Below are 15,750 nucleotides of genomic sequence, written 5' to 3'. Positions count from 1 at the left end.
CGGTTACCTCGCAGGGGGCGCAGCCCCGATGTCGATCGGTCGGCAGGGGTGAGGAAGAGACCCACGCAGGGGTGTCACCGGTGGTGTGAGCGGATGATGGCAGCCACGGGCAGCTCATGGGACGGCGCGGGCAGCTCACGGCAGGGCTGAGGGACTCCGTCCGCTCGACCCGGCCTCGTCGAACTCGTCGGGCCTGTCGAATCCCGCCGCCGGACGGCCTTCCGCCGTGGCGACGAGTACCCCGGACGGCGAGGCCGCGGTGCCGGACCGGCCGGAGGCCGCACCCGGCATCCGGCGGTGCACCTCACCCGGCGTTCGGAGATGGACTCAGCTCACCGCGGGTGACACGCGTCCGGGGCCATCGCATACCGTTCACCTGGCCCGGCTCGTCACCGATGACATAGCGGACCCGGCGCCCGTGGACGCGTCGGGCGGGCGCCCGGCAGCCACGGGGACGGCACCCGCGCGCGAGGCGGGCGTAGGGGTCCCTGGTCGTCATGGCGATCGAGAACATCGCGGCACATCCTACCGGCCCCGAATCACCCGTGTGGGTGAAACCGGTGACGGGCGACACCGCCGCCGACCGTACGCACCCCGGTGCCCCGGCCGAGGCGGGCCCCGGCCGGTCGGCGACGAAGGTGTGGTCGGTCATGGCGCGGGTCAGCCCCGCCCGTGCCGGAGCGCCGGGTGTTCGCCCGCGGCGACGAGGTCGGCCACGGCGGTCCTGGGGTCCCTGCCGGTGACGAGGGACTCGCCCACGAGGACCGCGTCGGCGCCGACGTTGGCGTAGGCGATGAGGTCGTGCGGGCCCCGGACGCCGGACTCGGCGATCTTGACGATGGAGTCGGGGATCTCGGGGGCGACGCGCTCGAAGGTGGAGCGGTCGACCTCCAGGGTCTTGAGGTTGCGGGCGTTGACGCCGATCACCCGGGCACCGGCGTCGACCGCGCGCTCGACCTCGTCCTCGTCGTGGACCTCGACGAGCGGGGTGAGCCCGATGGACTCGGCGCGCTCGACCAGAGACTCCAGCGCCGGCTGGTCGAGGGCCGCGACGATCAGCAGCACCACGTCGGCGCCGTACGCCCGGGCCTCCCACAGCTGGTACGAGGTGACGACGAAGTCCTTGCGCAGGACGGGGATGTCCACGCGCGCGCGGACCGCCTCCAGGTCGGCGAGCGAACCGCCGAAACGGCGCTGTTCCGTGAGCACGGAGATGACCGCCGCGCCGCCCGCCTCGTAGTCGGCCGCCAGGCCTGCCGGGTCGGCGATCGCGGCGAGCGCGCCCTTGGAGGGGCTGGACCGCTTGACCTCGCAGATCACCTTGACGCCGTCGCCGCGCAGGGCTGCCGCGCCGTCCTTGGCCGCCGGAGCCTTCGCCGCGCGTTCCTTGAGCTCGTCGAGGCTGACGCGCGCCTGCCGCTCCGCGAGGTCGGCACGGACTCCGTCGATGATCTCGTCGAGCACACTCACGCGAGCGGCCCCCTTTCAGACGGTGTGAATCGGTGACAACGTTTGACGGTCGTGTGTGGACAGTCGAGCGGTTCTCAGGGTTCTGGCAGTTCACTGCGATGGTATCCGCAGGAGGGCGTAGGCCTCGCATCCGGTTGACGACGGTCCCACTACCTGGACGTTCGCCGTTCGATCAAGGATGGAGCCAGCCGCCGAAAGGCAGGTTCCGGACCACCGTGAATGCCAGGGCCAACGCGCCGAGCGTCCACAACCCGACAGGACCGACCGGGACGCGCAACGGTCGTCCGCGCGCCTCATGGACGACCCAGACCGTCCACAGCACCGCGAAGCCCACGAAACCGGCCACGGCGAGGGCGTTGGCGGTGAAGGCGGTCGCGATGTCCCCGTGCGCGAAGGCGTGCGCGCTGCGCAGACCGCCGCAGCCGGGGCAGTAGAGGCCGGTGAAGCGCAGCAGCGGGCAGACCGGGTAGTGGCCGGGCTCGTTGGGGTCGACGGCGGCGACGTACGCGAAGGCCCCGCCGACGCCCGCGAGCACCCCGGCGGGCACCCAGAGCCCACGCGCCCGCCCCGTGCGCGGCCCGGTCCCCGTGTCGGGGCCTGCGAGCGCGGCGGCCGGGTCGGGGGGCTGCGGCGACACTGGAGGGGTCTCGGCGTTCACACACCGCATTCTGCCCCGCGCGGGCCGTGAGCGCGCCCGCGGGGCGGCCGGGTGCCCGGCTCCCGGGGGAACCGCCTGTCCGGGCTCTGTGACGCGGGTGAGGGGCGGCCCGGCGACGTACGTGCCGGGCTGCCCCTCACCTGGAAGTCAGCTCTTGGCGCCGGCCGGCTCGGGGCCCTTGGCCCTGTCGCGCTCCGCCGTCTCGTACGCGGCGTTCGCGTCCTTCGGCCGGCCCATGCCCATGGCTCGCATGATCATGCCGACGACGCCGCCGAGGACGACGATGACCATGCCGGCCCAGAATCCCAGCGGCTCGGCCATCACCATGTAGGCGCCCGAGACGCAGAAACCGATGAAGGCGATGGTGACGCCGGTCCAGGCGGCCGGGGTGTGACCGTGGCTGCTGCCCGCCATGACTTGCTCCTCGTTGTTCAATGCGTGGTGCTCGATGCGTGTCGCTCGATGCCCGGGTGAGTCGGACGCTCGCCGTCCATTGTCCCGTACCCGCGCGAGTGCCTTGAGCGGGGGTCTCACTCCCGGCCCGGCCCGCCCCGTCACCGGGGGGCGTACGGCTCCAACCATGAAGTCGTACGACTCTAGGCCGGGTCCCGCCCCGTGGGGTCCTCTCCTCGGTCCAGGGCCTTCCACATGTCCTCCGGCCGGTCGGGGTCGACCGGCTCGGCCTTGCGCGGGCGGGGGGTGCCGTCTCGCTCGTAGCGGCCGGACATCGCGGGCCACAGCCGTCCGTAGCGGAGCGCGAGCAGCCCGGCGAGCAGGATGAGCGCGCCGCCGGCGGCCGCGACGTACGGCCAGCCTGTGTGGCTGAGCGCGTCGACGGTCGCGGCGTTGTCGCCGGAGGCCTCGGCCGCCTTGTCGTCGAGCGCCGAGCTGTCGTTCACGCCGAGCAGCGCGGCGGCGATGGTGCCCGCGCCGGAGAGGGCGAGCAGGAGGGCGACCAGGACGCGCCCGGACCGGCGCACGGCGAAGACGGCGACGAGCGCGGCGAGGCCCACTATGGCGAGGGCCGCGGGCACACCCGTGACGTCGCCGCCCTTGGCGGTCAGCGGGAAGGCGCCGCCGGCCACCGAGGCGGTGCCCTCCGACCAGCGCTGGCGGCTGGCGAGCAGCACGACGGCCGCGCCCAGCGCGCCGCTCAGCAGCGCCAGGGCGAGGCTGCGCCGACCGGCGCGGACGGACTCGGGTTCGGGTCGGGGGGAGGTACTGCGGTCACGTACTCCACTATCGCCTGCGTCCCGGGGTGCCTGTCACCCGGGGCTCACGTGACAGGCGCCCTCTTGTCCGAGTCGGTTCGCCGTGTGCACCGCGCGCAGGACCGCCGCCGCCTTGTTGCGGCACTCGGTGTCCTCGGCGACGGGGTCGGAGTCGGCGACGATGCCGGCGCCGGCCTGGACGTATGCCGTGCCGTCGCGCAGCAGGGCGGTGCGGATGGCGATGGCGGTGTCGGAGTCGCCCGCGAAGTCGAGGTAGCCGACACAGCCGCCGTACAGGCCCCGGCGGGACGGCTCCAGCTCGTCGATGATCTGCATGGCGCGCGGCTTCGGGGCGCCGGAGAGGGTGCCCGCGGGGAAGCAGGCGGTCAGCACGTCGAAGGCCGTACGGCCCGGCGCGACCCGGCCGGTGACGGTGGAGACGATGTGCATGACGTGCGAGTACCGCTCGACGGACATGAAGTCCACCACTTCGACGGAGCCCGGCTCGCAGACCCGGCCCAGGTCGTTGCGGCCCAGGTCGACGAGCATCAGGTGCTCGGCGCGCTCCTTGGGGTCGGCGAGCAGCTCGTCGGCGAGGGCCTGGTCCTCCTGCGGAGTCGCCCCCCGGTGCCGGGTGCCGGCGATGGGGTGGACCATGGCCTGCCCGTCCTCGACCTTGACCAGGGCCTCGGGGGAGGAACCGACGACGTCGAAGCCGTCGAAGCGGAACAGGTACATGTACGGGGAGGGGTTGGTCGCCCTGAGAACCCGGTAGACGTCCAACGCGCTTGCCGTGCACGGTGTTTCGAAGCGCTGGGAGGGGACGACCTGGAATGCCTCGCCGGCCCGGATGCGCTCCTTGACGTCCTCGACGGCCGCCTGGAAGTCGGGGCCGCCCCACAGTGCGGTGTACTCGGGCAGTTCGGAGGGCGGGAGGGCCGCCGGGGGCTGGGCGACGGGCCGGGCGAGGTCGGCCTGCATGGCATCCAGGCGGGCGACGGCGTCGGCGTGGGCCTCGTCGACGCCGGTGTCCAGGTCGTTGTGGTTGATCGCGTTGGCGATCAGCAGGACCGAGCCCTCCCAGTGGTCCATGACCGCCAGGTCGCTCGTGAGCAGCATGGTCAGCTCGGGGAGCTGGAGGTCGTCGCGCTCGCCGGGGCCGATCTTCTCCAGGCGGCGCACGATGTCGTAGCCGAGGTAGCCGACCATGCCGCCGGTGAAGGGGGGCATGCCCTCCTGGTGCGGGGTGTGCAGCGCCTCGATGGTGGCGCGCAGGGCGGCGAGGGGGTCGCCCTCGGCCGGGACGCCGACGGGCGGGGTTCCGAGCCAGTGCGCCCGGCCGTCCCGGGAGGTGAGGGTGGCGTGGCTGCGGACGCCCACGAAGGAGTAGCGAGACCATTGAAACGCCGTACGGCCGTTCTCCGCCGACTCCAGGAGGAAGGTGCCGGTGCGCTCGGCTGCGAGCTTGCGGTAGAGCGCGACCGGGGTGTCGCCGTCGGCGAGGAGCTTGCGGCTGACGGGGATGACACGGCGGTCGGAGGCCAGCTTGCGGAACGTGTCGAGGTCCATGGCTGCTGACCTTACTGACCCGGTGACGGTACGTCGGAATCGGCGCCGCCCACGACGGCCTTGAGGACGTCCTCGTCGAAGCAGGTGCGGGCGCCGGTGTGGCAGGCGGCGCCCACCTGGTCGACCTTGACGAGGACGGTGTCGGCGTCGCAGTCCAGGGCGACGGACTTCACCCACTGGAAGTGGCCGGAGGTGTCGCCCTTCACCCAGTACGCGCGGCGGCTGCGCGACCAGTAGGTGCAGCGGCCGGTGGTGAGGGTGCGGTGCAGGGCCTCGTCGTCCATCCAGCCGAGCATGAGCACCTCTCCGGTGTCGTACTGCTGGGCGATGGCGGGCAGGAGCCCGTCGGCGCTGCGCCTGAGGCGCGCGGCGATCTCGGGGTCCAGCGCGCTGGGAGCGCCGGGGCCGCTGGGGGCTCCGGGACTACGGCGGCTGCTGGAGGACGGCGTGCTGGTCATGCGTGCCATTGTGCCGCGCCGCGGTGACCCGCCTCGTCCGTTGTCCACAGGCCGGACCTTCTTGTCATACGAACGGCATCGCTGCCGCGATTCGGCCGGACCTGCGCTGGGCGAAGCGGTGGCACGGTCGTAGGCTGGTCGTATGTCGACCCATGCCAAGCGTGAACGGCTTCTCTTCGCCGACCTGTTGGAGACCGCGGGCCCGGAGGCTCCCACCCTGTGCGACGGCTGGACCACCCGTGACCTCGCCGCGCACGTGGTGGTGCGCGAGCGCCGCCCCGACGCCGCCGGGGGCATCATCATCAAGCAGCTCGCGCCGCGCCTGGACCGGGTGATGGAGGAGTTCGCCGCGAAGCCGTACGAGGAGCTGATCCAGCTCGTGCGCACCGGTCCGCCGCGTTTCTCGCCCTTCTCCCTCAAACAGATCGACGAGGTGTCGAACACGATCGAGTTCTACGTCCACACCGAAGACATCCGTCGCGCCCGGCCCGAGTGGTCGCCGCGCGAGCTGGACCACGTCTTCCAGGACGCCCTCTGGTCGCGTCTGGAGCGCACCGCCCGCCTCATGGGCCGCGGCGCCCCCACCGGCCTGGTGCTGCGCCGCCCTGACGGCCAGACCGTGGTGGCCCACCGCGGCGCCCCCGTCGTCACGGTCACCGGCGAGCCCTCGGAGCTGCTGCTGTTCCTGTACGGCCGGCAGCAGGTCGCCGACGTGGAGCTGGACGGCGAGAAGGAAGCGATCGCGAAGCTGCACGAGACGAAGCAGCTGGGGCTCTGAGCCGAGCGGGAAGCCCCGGTCGCCGATGGCGGCCGGGGCTCGTTCCTGAAGTTGACGTCCGCCCCCGGCAAGAGACGATCTTGTCGGGGTTGAACGTCAAGCTGAGCGCGGTGTCACCGCACGGGGTGTCCCGCGCCCCGCAGCGCGTCCTTGACCTCGCCGATGCGCAGGTCGCCGAAGTGGAACACCGACGCGGCGAGGACGGCGTCCGCGCCCGCCTCGACGGCCGGGGAGAAGTCGGCGAGCCTGCCCGCGCCGCCGGAGGCGATGACGGGGACGGTGACGTGCTTGCGGACGGCCGTGATCATCTCCAGGTCGTAGCCGTCCTTCGTGCCGTCGGCGTCCATCGAGTTGAGCAGGATCTCGCCGGCGCCCAGTTCGGCGGCCCGGTGGGCCCACTCGACGGCGTCGATGCCGGTGCCCTTGCGACCGCCGTGGGTGGTGACCTCGAAGGATCCGGACTCGGTACGGCGCGCGTCCACGGACAGGACCAGCACCTGGCGGCCGAAGCGCTCGGCGATCTCTCGGATCAGGTCCGGGCGGGCGATCGCCGCCGTGTTGACGCCGACCTTGTCCGCGCCCGCCCGCAGCAGCTTGTCCACGTCCTCGCCCGTGCGGACACCGCCGCCGACCGTCAGCGGGATGAAGACCTGCTCGGCGGTGCGGCGCACCACGTCGTACGTCGTCTCGCGGTTGCCCGACGAGGCGGTGATGTCCAGGAACGTCAGCTCGTCGGCGCCCTCGGCGTCGTACACCTTGGCCATCTCGACGGGGTCGCCCGCGTCGCGCAGGTTCTGGAAGTTGACGCCCTTGACGACCCGGCCGTTGTCCACGTCCAGGCAGGGGATGACTCGGACCGCCAGGGTCATGAATCCACGGCTCCTCTGAATGCTTCGACTTCTACTTCGACAAGGATGCGCGAGTCGACGAAACCGTCCACGACCAGCAGGGTCGCGGCCGGGCGGACCGGGTCGAAGAGCTCCTTGTGGGCCCGCCCCACGTCGTCCACGTCCCGCATGTGTGTCAGGTACATCCGCGTGCGGATCACGGACTCGACGCCGAGCCCGAACTCGCCGATCGCCTCGATCGCGCTCGCGAAGGCCACCTTGGCCTGCTCGTACGGGTCGCCCTCCCCGTACAGCACCTCGCCCTTGAAGGCCGTCGTGCCCGCCACCAGGACGCGGTCGCCCACCGCGACGGCGCGTGCGAAGCCGAAGGACTCTTCCCAGGGACTGCCGCTCTGCACGCGCCGCACGGATCCGCTCATGTGGACACAGCCTCCAAGGCCTCTTCCAGGGTGAACGCCTTCGCGTACAGGGCCTTCCCGACGATGGCGCCCTCGACACCGAGCGGAACCAGCTCGGCGATGGCCCGCAGGTCGTCGAGGGAGGACACGCCGCCGGAGGCCACGACCGGACGGTCCGTCGCCGCGCAGACGTTCTTCAGCAGCTCCAGGTTGGGTCCCTGGAGGGTGCCGTCCTTGGCGATGTCCGTGACGACGTACCGGGCGCAGCCCTCCTTGTCGAGGCGCTCCAGCGTCTCGTAGAGGTCGCCGCCGTCGCGGGTCCAGCCACGGCCGCGCAGGGTGGTGCCCTTCACGTCGAGGCCCACCGCGATCCTGTCGCCGTGTTCGGCGATGACCTTGGCGACCCATTCGGGGGTCTCCAGGGCGGCGGTGCCGAGGTTCACCCGGGTGCAGCCGGTGGCCAGGGCCTTCGCCAGGGAGGCGTCGTCCCGGATGCCGCCGGACAGCTCGACCTTGACGTGCAGTTCCTTCAGGCTCTCGGTGACCTCGGCGACCAGGTCCCGGTTGTCGCCGGTGCCGAACGCGGCGTCCAGGTCGACCAGGTGCAGCCACTGGGCGCCCGCGCGCTGCCAGGCGAGGGCGGCCTCCAGCGGGGAGCCGTAGGAGGTCTCCGTGCCGGACTCGCCGTGGACGAGCCGGACCGCCCGGCCGTCACGGACGTCGACGGCGGGAAGGAGTTCGAGCTTTGCCATGGCTACAGGGTTCCGATCCAGTTGTTCAGCAGCTGCGCTCCGGCGTCGCCGGACTTCTCGGGGTGGAACTGCGTGGCCCACAGGGTGCCGTTCTCGACGGCCGCCACGAACGGTTTGCCGTGCGTGGACCAGGTGACCCTGGGGGCGGTCAGGGCGGGGTTGTGCGTCTCCAGGGACCAGTCGTGGACGGCGTAGGAGTGCACGAAGTAGAAGCGGGCGTCGGTGTCCAGCCCGGCGAAGAGTTCGGTGCCGGCCGGGGCGTCGACGGTGTTCCAGCCCATGTGCGGCACGACCTCGGCCTGGAGCGGCTCGACCGCGCCCGGCCACTCGTCGAGGCCCTCGGTCTCCACGCCGTGCTCGATGCCGCGCGCGAAGAGGATCTGCATACCGACGCAGATGCCCATCACCGGTCGGCCGCCGGCGAGCCGGCGGTCGATGATCCAGTCACCGCGGGCCTCCTTCAGCCCCTTCATGCAGGCGGCGAAGGCGCCGACGCCGGGCACCAGCAGCCCGTCGGCGTTCATGGCCCTGTCGAAGTCACGCGTGATCTCGACGTCGGCTCCCGTGCGCGCGAGGGCACGCTCGGCGGACCTCACGTTGCCGAAGCCGTAGTCGAAGACGACGACCTTCTTGGACGCGGTGCTCAATTCCACACCTCCAGCCGCAGGATGCCCGCGACGAGACACATCGCGGCGCCGATCGAGAGCAGCGTGATGAGACTCTTCGGCATCTGCTGCTTGGCGAACGAGATGATCCCGCCGACCAGGAAGAGGCCGACGACGATCAGGACGGTGGACAGGCCGTTCACAGCGCGCCCTTCGTGGAGGGCAGGATGCCGGCCGCGCGCGGGTCGCGCTCGGACGCGTAGCGCAGCGCCCGCGCCAGCGCCTTGAACTGGCACTCGACGATGTGGTGCGCGTTGCGCCCGTACGGCACGTGCACGTGCAGCGCGATCTGGGCCTGGGCGACGAAGGACTCCAGGATGTGCCGGGTCATCGTGGTGTCGTACTCGCCGATCATCGGCGCCATCTTCTCGGGCTCGGTGTGCACGAGGTAGGGGCGGCCGGACAGGTCGACGGTGACCTGGGCGAGGGACTCGTCCAGCGGGACCGTGCAGTTGCCGAAGCGGTAGATGCCCACCTTGTCGCCGAGGGCCTGCTTGAAGGCGGCGCCCAGCGCGAGGGCGGTGTCCTCGATCGTGTGGTGGGAGTCGATGTGCAGGTCACCGTCGGTCTTCACGGTCAGGTCGAACAGACCGTGGCGGCCGAGCTGGTCGAGCATGTGGTCGTAGAAGCCGACCCCGGTGGAGATCTCCGTCCGGCCGGTGCCGTCGAGATTGATCTCGACGAGGACCGACGTCTCCTTGGTGGTTCGCTCGATTCTTCCGAGGCGTCCCTCGCGAGTCATGCGCTCTGCTCCTTCTTCAAGTCACGTACCGCGTCGAGGAACGCGTCGTTTTCGGCCGGGGTTCCCGCGGTCACGCGCAGCCACCCCGGAACGCCGTTGTCCCGGACCAGAACGCCCCGGTCGAGGATCTCGCGCCAGACCTCGTGCGCGTCCTCGAACCTGCCGAACTGCACGAAGTTCGCGTCGGACTCGGTCACCTCGTAGCCGATCGCACGCAGTTCCTCGACCAGCCGGTCCCGCTCCGCCTTCAGCTGTTCGACATAACCGAGCAGGGTGTCGGTGTGCTCCAGGGCGGCCAGCGCGGTCGCCTGGGTGACGGCGGAGAGATGGTACGGCAGCCGGACGAGCTGGACCGCTTCGACGACCGCCGGGTGGGCGGCGAGGTAGCCGAGGCGCAGGCCGGCCGCGCCGAAGGCCTTGGACATCGTGCGTGAGACGACGAGATTCGGCCGTCCTTCGAGCAGCGGCAGCAGTGAGTCGCCGTGGCTGAACTCGACGTAGGCCTCGTCCACGACCACCATCGACGGCTTGGCCGCCTGCGCGGCCTCGTACAGCGCGAGGACGGTCTCGCGCGAGACCGCGTTGCCCGTGGGGTTGTTGGGTGTGGTGATGAAGACGACGTCCGGGCGACGCTCGGCGACGGCCTTCTCGGCGGCGGAGAGGTCGATCGTGAAGTCCTCGTTGCGGGGGCCTGAGATCCATCCCGTACCCGTGCCGCGCGAGATCAGCCCGTGCATGGAGTACGACGGCTCGAAGCCGATCGCCGTACGGCCGGGCCCGCCGAAGGTCTGCAGGAGTTGCTGGATGACCTCGTTGGAGCCGTTCGCCGCCCAGACGTTCGTCAGGCCGACCTCGTGTCCGGAGGTCTTCGTCAGGTACTCGGCGAGGCGCGTGCGCAGCTCCACCGCGTCCCGGTCCGGGTACCGGTTGAGGTGCCGGGCCGCCTCCCGCACCCGTTCGGCGATCCGCTCGACCAGTGGCTCCGGCAGGGGGTAGGGGTTCTCGTTGGTGTTCAGCCGTACGGGGACGTCGAGCTGGGGCGCGCCGTAGGGGGACTTGCCGCGCAGCTCGTCGCGTACGGGGAGATCGTCGATACGTACGTCGCTCACTTGCCCTCAGGTACCTTCCAGCCGAACCTCGCCTTGATCGCCGCGCCGTGCGCGGGCAGGTCCTCCGCCTCCGCCAGCGTCACCACGTGGTGCGCGACCTCGGCCAGCGCGTCCTTCGTGTAGTCGACGATGTGGATGCCGCGCAGGAAGGACTGGACCGACAGGCCGGAGGAGTGGCAGGCGCAGCCGCCGGTCGGGAGCACGTGGTTGGAGCCGGCCGCGTAGTCGCCCAGCGAGACCGGCGCCCAGGGACCGATGAAGATCGCGCCCGCGTTGACGACGCGCTCGGCGACCGCCTTGGCGTCAGCCGTCTGGATCTCCAGGTGTTCGGCGCCGTACGCGTTGACGACGCGCAGGCCCTCGTCGACGCCGTCGACTAGCACGATCGCGGACTGCCGGCCCGCGAGGGAGGGGCGGACACGGTCCTCGACGTGCTTGGTGGCCTCGACCTGCGGCTGCAGCTCCTTCTCGACCGCGTCGGCGAGGGCGACGGAGTCGGTGACGAGGACGGCGGCGGCGAGCGGGTCGTGCTCGGCCTGGCTGATCAGGTCGGCGGCGACGTGCACCGGGTCGGCGGTGTCGTCCGCGAGGACCGCGATCTCGGTCGGGCCCGCCTCGGAGTCGATGCCGATGACGCCGGTGAAGTACCGCTTGGCGGCGGCCACCCAGATGTTGCCCGGCCCGGTGACCATGGTGGCCGGCGGGCAGGACTCGGTGCCGTACGCGAACATCGCGACGGCGGTGGCGCCACCGGCCGCGTACACCTCGTCGACGCCGAGCAGCGCGCAGGCGGCGAGGATCGTGGGGTGCGGGAGCCCGCCGAATTCGGCCTGCGCGGGCGAGGCGAGGGCGATGGAGCCTACGCCGGCCTCCTGGGCCGGGACCACGTTCATGATGACGGAGGAGGGGTACACCGACCGGCCGCCGGGGGCGTAAAGGCCGACGCGCTCGACCGGTACCCACTTTTCGGTGACCGTGCCGCCGGAGACGACCTCGGTGGTGTGGGTGGTGCGGCGCTGCTCGCGGTGGACGACGCGGGCACGGCGGGCCGACTCCTCCAGGGCCGCGCGGACGGCCGGGTCGAGTTGCTCCAGCGCCTGGGCGAGGGCCTCGGCCGGGACCCGTACCGACTGCAGACGGACGCCGTCGAACTTCTCCGCGAAGTCGATCAGCGCCGCGTCGCCCCGATGATGCACGGCCTCGCAGATCGGACGCACCTTCTCCAGGGCGGCCGAGACGTCGAAGTCGGCTCGGGGCAGCAGGTCGCGCAGGGCGGGTCCCTCCGGGAGGGCGTCGCCGCGCAGATCGATTCGGGAGATCACACGCCCAATTCTCTCAGACCGGCGCGGGCGGCCGTCCGCGCGTTCCAATGGCTGATACGGACCCGCGCGGGAGCCTAAAAGATCCCGGGGTCCGGGGCGTCCCCCAGAATGCACAGCACGCCGCGTGTTCGGGGCGTCACTCAGCGGGCATCACCAGCATGAACAGTTGTGCGATACACGTGAGCGCGGAGAACGGGGGAAGGAAAGCCGTGACGGAGGGTGTCGGTGTCCGGGACGACGGGGACCTGCCGGAGGACCTGACCGCCGCCGAGGCCGGCATGTGGCAGGCCTTCCGCAACGGCAGCGTGTACGACCTGCGGGACGGGGACACCGCCGTGGACGATCCGCACGGCGGCCACCCCTGGGGGCCCGAGCGGACCGTGCGGTCCCGGATCGTGGCCTGGCTGCTGCTGGACGGGCCGCCCGCGCTGGCCGGCCGGGTGTCCGCGCTGAAGCTGGTCGGCGTCCAGATCAAGGACGTCCTGGAGCTGGCGGGCGGCCAGGTGGTGCCGTACGTGGAGATGAAGAGCTGCCGGTTCGAGAAGGAGATCCTGCTGCCGGAGGCCCGGTTCACGACCGTACGGCTGGTGGACTGCTCGGTGCCGCGCCTGGAGGCGGCCCGGCTGCACACGGAGGGCGATCTGCATCTGCCGCGCTGTCGGTTCCACAACGGGGTGCGGCTGGCGGACGCGCAGATCGGCACCGATCTGCTGCTCAACCAGGCGGTCGTCTACCGCGACCGGCACGGCCGCTCGCTCTCCGCCGACGGGCTGACCGTCGCCCAGGACGTGCAGGCCGAGATGCTGGAGTCGCACGGCGAGCTGAGCCTGCGCGGCGCGACCGTCGGCGCCTCGCTCAGTCTGCGCGGCAGTCGGCTCGCCAACCCCTACGGCCGCCTCGCCCTCAACGCGCCGCAGCTGACCGTCGAGCGCACCCTCTACCTGACCCCGGCCGGCGTCGGCAATCCGCTGCACACCAGCGGCAGCACCCCCGCGCGCGGCACCCGCGTCCAGCGGTTCGTGTGCCAGGGCGGGATCCGGCTGGACGACGGCCGGTTCGGCGACTCCGTCGACCTGGAGCGCGCCCGGTTCACCTTCACGGACGAACAGGAGCTGTCCCTGCGCCGCGTACAGGTGCCCGAGCTCCGCTTCCTCGGTGAGAGACCCGAGCGGGGCAAGGTGGTGCTGTCCGGCGCCCGCGTCGGCGTCCTGATCGACAAGTCGGAGAGCTGGCCGGGCCCCGGCAACCTCCACATGGGCGGCTTCCAGTACGAGAGCCTCGTCCCTCGTGACCGGTTCCCGCTGGCCATGCGGCTGGAGTGGGTGGCGGCGGCGACCGCCGAGTACAGCCCGGAGCCGTACGAGCGGCTGGCGACCGTGCTGCGGGCCGGCGGCGACGACGAGGGCGCCCGCGAGGTGCTGCTCGCCAAGCAGCGCCACCGGCGGGAGAACCTGCCCGCCGCGGCCAAGCTCTGGGGCTACGCGCAGGACTGGACGGTCGCGTACGGGTACCGGCCGGGCCGGGCCGCCGTGTGGATGGCGGTGCTGTGGGCGCTGACCTCGTACGCCTTTTCGCACACGCACCATCCGCCGATCAAGAACGGCGAGCATCCGCACTGGAGCCCGTCGCTGTTCGCCCTGGATCTGCTGCTGCCGGTCATCGACCTCGGTCAGGTCGGCTACTGGCAGCTGCACGGCGGCTGGCAGTGGCTGGCCGCGGTGGTGATCATCCTGGGCTGGATCCTCGCGACGACGGTGGCGGCGGGGGCCACCCGGCTCCTGAGCAGGAACTGATCCGTGATCCGGACCGTCATCGCACAGCACACAACCTGATCCGCCTCGGCGCCGTCTTCTTACCGAAACCGACACGCGCGAAAGCGCGACGGTGAGCACCCGGTCCGCGGGAGCGGCGCCGGTTCAGGTGGAAGGGGGTCGCCGTGGGTCCGCTGCGTGCGCTCGTCCGGACGGCCCGGATGGCCCGCCACACCTCACGGCTCGCCGCCGGGCTGCCCGCCGACGACGAGGTGCTGCTCGACTGCCCCGACGAGCGGCTCGCGCCCGCGCTGGTGGCGGCGCGCCGCGGTGAGTACGCGCCCGCGGCGAAGCTGCTGGCGATCACCCGGGAGTCCGCCGAGTGGGAGAACCGCGACCGGTACGCGCTGCGGCTCGCCGGGTTCGCCCGCGCGCGCGACGAGTGGCTGCGGTCCTGGCAGACGGCCGCCCCGCACGACCCGGACGCCCTGCTGATCAGGGCGGAGCTGGCGGTGGCCCGCGGCCTGCGCTCCCCCGCCCGGGAGGAACTGCTGCGCGAGGCGGGCCCGTTGATCGCCGCAGCCGCCGAGGGCGAGCCGCGTGACCCGGTGCCCTGGCGGATCGCCCTCGACCACGCCCGGGGCACGGGCCTCGGTCGCAGTGGTTTCGAACAGCTGTGGAGGGAGGCGGTCCGCCGCTCCCCGCACCACTACGGCTGCCACGTCGCGGCTCTGAAGTATCTGTCGGCCTCCTGGTACGGCTCGCACCGCGAGTGCCTCGACTTCGCCGAGCGGGCCGCCGAGGACGCCCTCCCCGGCTCCCTGGTGCGGGCCCTGCCGGTGCGGGCGGCGTTCGCGTACCTCACCGAGGGCGGCGCGGCCGTGGTCCCCCGCACACGCCTGGAGGCGGGGGCGGACGGCGCGATCGCGCTCTCCGCCGCGTACGACCCCGGCGACCCGTGGCCGGCCGAGGTCCGCAACCTCCTGGCCTATGTCCTGGTCCGCCTGGAGCGCTGGCCGGACGCCCTGGCCCAGCTGCGCATGATCGGCCCGTACGCCACGTCCTTCCCCTGGGACCGGGTCTCGGACGATCCGCTGGGCCAGTTCCTCCAGCTGCGGGACGGCGTACGCCTGGAGGTGGCGTCCTCGATACCGCTGCGCGCACGGCCGAAGAGGCCGACACGGGCCCGGAGGTAGGCCGCCGGGGAGGTCACCAATCGAGTACGGGCGAACGCGCGCACCCGGAGGACCATTAGGCTCTGGCCTCGTGACCACCGTCCGGCTGCCGCTCTTCCCCCTGAACTCGGTGTTGTACCCGGGGCTCGTGCTTCCTCTGAACATCTTCGAGGAGCGCTATCGCGCCATGATGCGCGAGTTGCTGAAGACCCCCGAGGACCAACCCCGCCGCTTCGCCGTCGTGGCCATCCGCGACGGCCACGAGGTCGCGCCGAGCGTATCCGGAATGCCGGATACGACGGCCCTGCCCGACCGGGGCCCGACGGCGGGCTTCGGCGACGAACCGACGAAGGCGTTCCACTCCGTGGGCTGCGTCGCGGACGCTGCCACCATCCGGGAGCGCGACAACGGCACATACGAGGTCCTCGCGACCGGCACCACCCGGGTGCGTCTGCTCTCGGTGGACACCTCGGGTCCGTTCCTCGTGGCGGAGCTGGAGGAGCTGGAGGAGGACGCCGGTGACGAGGCGGGCGCGCTCGCGGAGGGTGTGCTGCGGGCGTTCCGCCAGTACCAGAAGCGCCTCGCGGGTGCCCGGGAGCGTTCCCTGTCGACGGGGGCGGACCTCCCGGACGAGCCGGCGGTCGTCTCGTACCTGGTCGCCGCGGCGATGATGCTGGACACCCCCGCCAAGCAGCGGCTGCTGCAGGCCCCCGACACCGCGTCCCGGCTGCGCGACGAGCTGAAACTCCTGCGCGCCGAGTCCGCCATCATCCGTAGTCTGCCGTCGTTGCCCGCGTCGGAGCTGACGCGGACTCCGACAAGCCTCAACTGACGTGACCGACGT

General features: G+C 71.9%; 17 protein-coding genes and 1 pseudogene. 4 read left to right on the top strand and 14 right to left on the bottom strand.

The genetic code is table 11. The features are described from left to right. Positions 1-660: 660 nt before the first annotated feature. The 6 genes and pseudogenes from trpC to hisI form a co-directional block, all read right to left on the bottom strand. Positions 661-1,470 carry an indole-3-glycerol phosphate synthase TrpC gene (gene trpC, locus WBG99_RS27185; RefSeq protein ID WP_338898817.1) on the bottom strand — a complete coding sequence of 270 codons (810 nt, stop codon included), beginning with the start codon at positions 1,468-1,470 and terminating at the stop codon, positions 661-663. A 172-nt stretch (positions 1,471-1,642) separates the two neighbouring features. Next, positions 1,643-2,137, bottom strand: coding sequence for a DUF2752 domain-containing protein (locus WBG99_RS27180; protein WP_338898816.1), 495 nt, complete (start codon positions 2,135-2,137; stop codon positions 1,643-1,645). Positions 2,138-2,275: 138 nt separating this feature from the next. Further along, complete coding sequence (locus tag WBG99_RS27175; RefSeq protein WP_338898815.1) at positions 2,276-2,542, bottom strand: HGxxPAAW family protein; 267 nt, start codon at positions 2,540-2,542, stop codon at positions 2,276-2,278. Positions 2,543-2,724: 182 nt separating this feature from the next. Continuing rightward, positions 2,725-3,368, bottom strand: a pseudogene (locus WBG99_RS27170) (TIGR02234 family membrane protein). 25 nt (positions 3,369-3,393) lie between these two features. After that, positions 3,394-4,908, bottom strand: coding sequence for an anthranilate synthase component I (locus WBG99_RS27165; RefSeq protein WP_338898814.1), 1,515 nt, complete (start codon positions 4,906-4,908; stop codon positions 3,394-3,396). An 11-nt stretch (positions 4,909-4,919) separates the two neighbouring features. Next, positions 4,920-5,366 carry a phosphoribosyl-AMP cyclohydrolase gene (gene hisI, locus WBG99_RS27160; RefSeq protein ID WP_338898813.1) on the bottom strand — a complete coding sequence of 149 codons (447 nt, stop codon included), beginning with the start codon at positions 5,364-5,366 and terminating at the stop codon, positions 4,920-4,922. A 142-nt stretch (positions 5,367-5,508) separates the two neighbouring features. Between hisI and WBG99_RS27155 the strand changes: the two genes are divergently transcribed. Then, complete coding sequence (locus tag WBG99_RS27155; RefSeq protein ID WP_338898812.1) at positions 5,509-6,144, top strand: TIGR03085 family metal-binding protein; 636 nt, start codon at positions 5,509-5,511, stop codon at positions 6,142-6,144. 113 nt (positions 6,145-6,257) lie between these two features. Here WBG99_RS27155 and hisF read toward each other — a convergent pair whose 3' ends face one another. Genes hisF through hisD form a run of 8 tightly spaced genes read right to left on the bottom strand, consistent with a single transcriptional unit; the run spans position 6,258 to position 11,980 of the window. After that, positions 6,258-7,013: an imidazole glycerol phosphate synthase subunit HisF gene (gene hisF / locus WBG99_RS27150; protein WP_338898811.1), complete on the bottom strand. Its 756-nt coding sequence runs from the start codon at positions 7,011-7,013 to the stop codon at positions 6,258-6,260. Beyond that, entirely contained in the window at positions 7,010-7,411 is a 402-nt protein-coding gene (locus WBG99_RS27145) for a RidA family protein (protein ID WP_338898809.1), read from the bottom strand. Before WBG99_RS27145 ends, hisF begins: the two co-directional genes overlap by 4 nt. Then, positions 7,408-8,142, bottom strand: a complete 735-nt coding sequence (gene priA, locus WBG99_RS27140; RefSeq protein WP_338898808.1) for a bifunctional 1-(5-phosphoribosyl)-5-((5-phosphoribosylamino)methylideneamino)imidazole-4-carboxamide isomerase/phosphoribosylanthranilate isomerase PriA — start codon at positions 8,140-8,142, stop codon at positions 7,408-7,410. The genes WBG99_RS27145 and priA overlap by 4 nt, the downstream gene beginning before the upstream one ends. Before the next feature lie 2 nt (positions 8,143-8,144). Continuing rightward, the gene (gene hisH / locus WBG99_RS27135; protein WP_338898807.1) at positions 8,145-8,795 is read right to left on the bottom strand and encodes an imidazole glycerol phosphate synthase subunit HisH; all 651 of its coding nucleotides are present in this window, start codon (positions 8,793-8,795) and stop codon (positions 8,145-8,147) included. After that, the gene (locus WBG99_RS27130; RefSeq protein WP_033528086.1) at positions 8,786-8,950 is read right to left on the bottom strand and encodes a hypothetical protein; all 165 of its coding nucleotides are present in this window, start codon (positions 8,948-8,950) and stop codon (positions 8,786-8,788) included. Before WBG99_RS27130 ends, hisH begins: the two co-directional genes overlap by 10 nt. Continuing rightward, positions 8,947-9,549, bottom strand: a complete 603-nt coding sequence (gene hisB / locus WBG99_RS27125; RefSeq protein ID WP_338898806.1) for an imidazoleglycerol-phosphate dehydratase HisB — start codon at positions 9,547-9,549, stop codon at positions 8,947-8,949. The genes WBG99_RS27130 and hisB overlap by 4 nt, the downstream gene beginning before the upstream one ends. Then, the gene (locus WBG99_RS27120) at positions 9,546-10,658 is read right to left on the bottom strand and encodes a histidinol-phosphate transaminase (protein ID WP_338898805.1); all 1,113 of its coding nucleotides are present in this window, start codon (positions 10,656-10,658) and stop codon (positions 9,546-9,548) included. The genes hisB and WBG99_RS27120 overlap by 4 nt, the downstream gene beginning before the upstream one ends. Continuing rightward, positions 10,655-11,980 (bottom strand): histidinol dehydrogenase, encoded by a 1,326-nt coding sequence (hisD, locus tag WBG99_RS27115; protein ID WP_338898804.1) that lies wholly within the window; start codon positions 11,978-11,980, stop codon positions 10,655-10,657. Before hisD ends, WBG99_RS27120 begins: the two co-directional genes overlap by 4 nt. Positions 11,981-12,189: 209 nt before the next feature. Between hisD and WBG99_RS27110 the strand changes: the two genes are divergently transcribed. The 3 genes from WBG99_RS27110 to WBG99_RS27100 all read left to right on the top strand — a co-directional run bounded on the left by WBG99_RS27110 (position 12,190) and on the right by WBG99_RS27100 (position 15,738). Further along, a complete protein-coding gene (locus WBG99_RS27110) occupies positions 12,190-13,773 on the top strand; it encodes an oxidoreductase (RefSeq protein WP_338898803.1) in 1,584 nt (527 codons plus the stop codon). Positions 13,774-13,916: 143 nt separating this feature from the next. Further along, entirely contained in the window at positions 13,917-14,927 is a 1,011-nt protein-coding gene (locus tag WBG99_RS27105; RefSeq protein WP_338898802.1) for a hypothetical protein, read from the top strand. Positions 14,928-14,997: 70 nt separating this feature from the next. Next, the gene (locus WBG99_RS27100; RefSeq protein ID WP_338898801.1) at positions 14,998-15,738 is read left to right on the top strand and encodes an LON peptidase substrate-binding domain-containing protein; all 741 of its coding nucleotides are present in this window, start codon (positions 14,998-15,000) and stop codon (positions 15,736-15,738) included. The last annotated feature ends 12 nt before the right edge of the window (positions 15,739-15,750 follow it).

The sequence above is a fragment of the Streptomyces sp. TG1A-60 genome, from assembly GCF_037201975.1.
Classification (GTDB): domain Bacteria; phylum Actinomycetota; class Actinomycetes; order Streptomycetales; family Streptomycetaceae; genus Streptomyces.
This window is presented reverse-complemented; position numbering and strand designations above follow the sequence as displayed.